The 715-nt window shown below is 35.1% G+C and carries 1 protein-coding gene; it reads left to right on the forward strand.

The genetic code is table 11. The annotated features are described in order from the left end of the window. Positions 1–54: 54 nt before the first annotated feature. The gene (locus tag M3225_RS28785; RefSeq protein WP_251400732.1) at positions 55–564 is read left to right on the forward strand and encodes a helix-turn-helix domain-containing protein; all 510 of its coding nucleotides are present in this window, start codon (positions 55–57) and stop codon (positions 562–564) included. Positions 565–715 lie beyond the last annotated feature (151 nt).

Below are 715 nucleotides of genomic sequence, written 5' to 3' on the forward strand. Positions count from 1 at the left end.
TGAACTGCACCCCAATTGTTAGACAAAAACTAATAATTGGAGGTGCAGTTTTTTATGTCAAAACACACACTTGAAACAAAGTTAAAAGCTGTAGATTTCTACATCAATAAGCAATATTCATATAAAGAAACAGCTGAGTTATATGGTGCGAATACATCAGATGTTATTCAATGGGTGGCATTATTTAAAAAACATGGGAAAGAAGGTTTAGAATCAACGTATACAAAGTACTCTGCCGAGTTTAAAATGGACGTATTAACGTATATTGAAAAAACGGGAGCGTCTATTCGTGAAGCATCTTCTGTATTTAATATCCCTTCATATTCAACGGTTATAAAATGGAGAAGGATCTTTGAAGAACAGGGCATGGACGGCCTGTATGCCAAGACCAGGAGGCCGCCAAAAGTGAAGAAGAATCCGATTAAAAATAATGATTCACAGAAAACAAATGAAGAACTAGTAAAGGAACTTGAATATTTACGAATGGAAAATGCGTACTTAAAAAAGTTGAACGCCTTAGTACAAACATCAAGGGAATTAAAGAGCGCGAAAAAGCCCAAGTAGTGTTTGAATTAAGGCATGAGTATAAGGTCGTCGACCTTATCAAAGTAGCTAGAATCGCTCGTAGTACGTATTATTATTGGATAAAAGCCTTTAAGCGCCCTGACAAATATAAAGAAGTTAAAGAAACCATTCATCATATCTTTCATAAACA

The sequence above is a fragment of the Priestia aryabhattai genome (assembly GCF_023715685.1).
GTDB lineage: Bacteria > Bacillota > Bacilli > Bacillales > Bacillaceae_H > Priestia > Priestia aryabhattai_B.